Below are 2,925 nucleotides of genomic sequence, written 5' to 3'. Positions count from 1 at the left end.
AGGACGGGCGATCCCTACGCGTCGCTGGCCTTCGAGCCGGTGGAGCTGCGCGTGGGCAGCCGCTGGTCGACGCTCGCGGGCAAGGCCGGCGCGCCGTTCCAGGAACGGCTGGAGACCTTCCGCCGCCTGCACGCGCAGGAGTTCGGCCTGATCCTGCCGACCATCGCCGTGCGCGACACCTGCCGCCGCGGTCCCGAGCATTACGAGATCCACGTCGACGGCGTGATGGTCGGCCGCGGCGAGGCGCATGCCGACCGCTGGCTCGCCATCCACCCGACCGGCGACACCCGCGGCGTGCCCGGCGAGGTGACGCGCGATCCCAGCTACGGCCTGCCCGCCGTCTGGATCGCGCCGCAGCACCGCGAGACCGCGCAGGCCGCGCGCTACACGCTGGTCGACGCCGAGACCGTGCTGCTGACTCACGTCACCGAGGTGCTGCGCCGCGAGTCCTCGACGCTGCTCACGCGCGCCGAGACCGAACGCCTGCTGCAGCGCGTGCGCCAGACCCAGCCGACGCTGGTCGAGGAACTCGTGCCGACGCTGCTGTCCGTCAGCGACATCCAGCGCGTGCTGCAGGCGCTGCTGCGCGAGAAGGTCAGCATCCGCAACCTCAAGGCCATCCTCGAGGCCCTGTCCGACGCCGCGCGCCTGGGCAAGGACACCGGCACGCTGTGCGAGCGCGTGCGCCAGCGCCTGGGCGCGGCCATCTGCCAGGGCCTCGTCGGCGACGGTACGGCGTTGCAGGTGCTGACGCTGGACCCGCTGGTGGAAGGGCAGTTGCTGGGCGCGCTGCGCGGCAGCGACGGCGCGCCGCCGGCGCTCGATCCGGCCCTGACCGAGCGGCTGCTGGGCCGCCTGGCCACCGCCGCCGAACGGATGATGAAGAGCAACACGCTGCCGGTGCTGCTGTGCGCGCCGGACCTGCGCCGCCAGCTGCGCCTGATGACCGAACGCGTGCTGCCGCATCTGCGCGTGCTGTCGATGGCCGAGGTGCCCAGCACCATCGAATTGAAATCCTTCGCCGTGGTCGGCGCGCCGCCGGCGGCCACCGCATGACCGCGCTGATAACGACCCGTCTGCTTCCAGGACTGTCCCGATGAACGACCTGATGCTCACCACCCTGTCCGCGATGCAGCGCGACGCCTACCGCCTGGAGCGCGTCAGCGCCAACATGGCCAACATGCTGACGCCCGGCTACAAGCGCGAGCTGGTCGTGGAGCAGCTGGAAGCGGCCGCGGTGCCGTTCGGCCAGCAGGTGACCGACGGCATGGCCGCGCCGGTCACGGACGAGGTCACCGTCGACGCGCGCCGCGACCTCAAGCCCGGCCCGATGAGCCGCACCGGCCGCGCGCTCGACCTCGCGCTGTCGGGCCCCGGCTTCTACGAGGTCCGCACCCCGCAAGGCCCGGCCTACACGCGGCAGGCCAGCTTCCGCATCGACGATCGCGGCGAGCTGGTGGACGCCGCCGGCAACGCCCTCATGGGCACCAACGGCGCGCTGACGCTGGCGCCCGGCGCTGTCGATGTCGCCGCCGACGGCACGGTGCGCCAGGAGGATCGCGTGGTCGGCCAGCTGCGCGTGCTGGTGCCCGACGCCGGCACGCGCATGCAGGCGCTGGGCGGCGGGCTGTTCGTCACCGAGGGCCGCCTCTCCGCCGTGGCCGAAGGCGCCGCCGGCGTGCGCCAGGGTTTCGTCGAGGGCTCCAACGTCGACACCGCGCAGGAAATGGTCCAGCTGATGGGCGCCGTGCGGCACTTCGAGTCGATGACCCGCGCCACGCAGATGTACGACGACATGATGGGTCTGGCGGTGCGCAAGCTCGCCGACCTGTGAACGGATTCCAGGAGAGACACCCATGATCGAAGCCTTGCAGATCGCCGCCACCGGCATGCAGGCGCAGCAGCGCCAGGTCGAGACGATTTCCAACAACATGGCCAACATGGCCACGCCCGGATTCAAGCGGTCCAAGGTCAGCTTCGTCGACCTGGTGAGCCGCGGCGCGGAGCCCCAGGCGGGCAGCGACACCGTGGCCACCGCCGCCTCGCGCGGACTGGGCGTGTCGGTGAACGGCGTGTCGCTGGTGATGGACGCCGGCGACGTGCGCCGCAGCGACGATCCGGCCGACCTCATGATCGCCGGCGCGGGCTACCTCGAGGTCCTGCTGCCCGACGGCGGCACGGCCTTCAGCCGCGGCGGCCACCTGCGCGTCGGGACCGACGGCCAGATCACCACCGCCGAGGGTTATCCGCTCAAGTCCGCGCTGGTGCTGCCGGCCGGCGCGAAGGACTTCGTCGTCGCCAGCGACGGCACCGTGGCCGCGCGCGATGTGCAGGGCCGCGACCAGGTCGTCGGCCAGATGGCGCTGGTGCGCTTCAACGACGAGGACGGCCTGGAAGCGCTCGGCGACCGCCTGTACCGCGCCACCGCTCGCAGCGGCGAGCCGATCTCCGGCCGCGCCGCGGAGCAGGGCTTCGGCGTGTTCCGCCAGGGTTTCCAGGAAGCGTCCAACGTGAAGCTCGGCGACGAGGTCGTCGGCCTGATGCTGGCCCAGCGCGCCTATGAGGCCAACGCCAAGGTGCTGCAGGCCTCCGACGAGATGCTGGCGATGGTGAACAACCTGCGCAAGTGACGGCACGGCGATGACGCTCAACGCGGCTTTCCAGTCGATGCGCCAGGCGACGCTCACGTTGGCGTCGCTGTCGACGCGCGACGCCAGCGGCTCGTCCGCTCGGCGTGGTGTCGCGTTGCGCGCCATCGCTGCGAGCTTCGTGATCGCAGTGGGCGTGTGCGCGACCACGGCTCCGGCTTCTGCCGAGCCGGCCCGCACGCTGCGCCTGCGCGACGAGGCCCGGTTGGATCCGGCCTCGACGACGGTGGCCGTCAACGATCTGCTGGTGACACCGGTCGGTGGCGAGTGGGCGTCC

General features: G+C 72.0%; 4 protein-coding genes. All 4 read left to right on the top strand.

Features of this window, described 5'->3' with window-relative positions; genetic code table 11:
• A partial coding sequence (locus tag VF536_RS15900) for an FHIPEP family type III secretion protein (protein ID WP_331615839.1) occupies positions 1-1,056 on the top strand: 1,056 nt, incomplete at its 5' end.
• A 40-nt stretch (positions 1,057-1,096) separates the two neighbouring features.
• Entirely contained in the window at positions 1,097-1,834 is a 738-nt protein-coding gene (locus VF536_RS15895) for a flagellar hook-basal body protein (protein ID WP_331615838.1), read from the top strand.
• A gap of 22 nt (positions 1,835-1,856) precedes the next feature.
• Positions 1,857-2,630, top strand: coding sequence for a flagellar hook-basal body complex protein (locus tag VF536_RS15890; protein WP_331615837.1), 774 nt, complete (start codon positions 1,857-1,859; stop codon positions 2,628-2,630).
• Positions 2,631-2,640: 10 nt separating this feature from the next.
• On the top strand, positions 2,641-2,925 hold a 285-nt coding region (locus tag VF536_RS15885; RefSeq protein WP_331615836.1), incomplete at its 3' end, for a hypothetical protein.

Source organism: Roseateles sp. (genome assembly GCF_036486225.1).
Lineage (GTDB): Bacteria > Pseudomonadota > Gammaproteobacteria > Burkholderiales > Burkholderiaceae_C > Roseateles.
The sequence above is the reverse complement of the archived record's forward strand: the minus strand, read 5'-3'. Positions and strand labels throughout refer to the sequence as shown.

What these genes read in the sequence shown, in the direction of transcription:
- VF536_RS15895 (WP_331615838.1), top strand. Translation starts at nt 1,097, where the DNA reads ATGAACGACCTGATGCTCACCACCCTGTCCGCGATGCAGCGCGACGCC.
- VF536_RS15890 (WP_331615837.1), top strand. Translation starts at nt 1,857, where the DNA reads ATGATCGAAGCCTTGCAGATCGCCGCCACCGGCATGCAGGCGCAGCAG.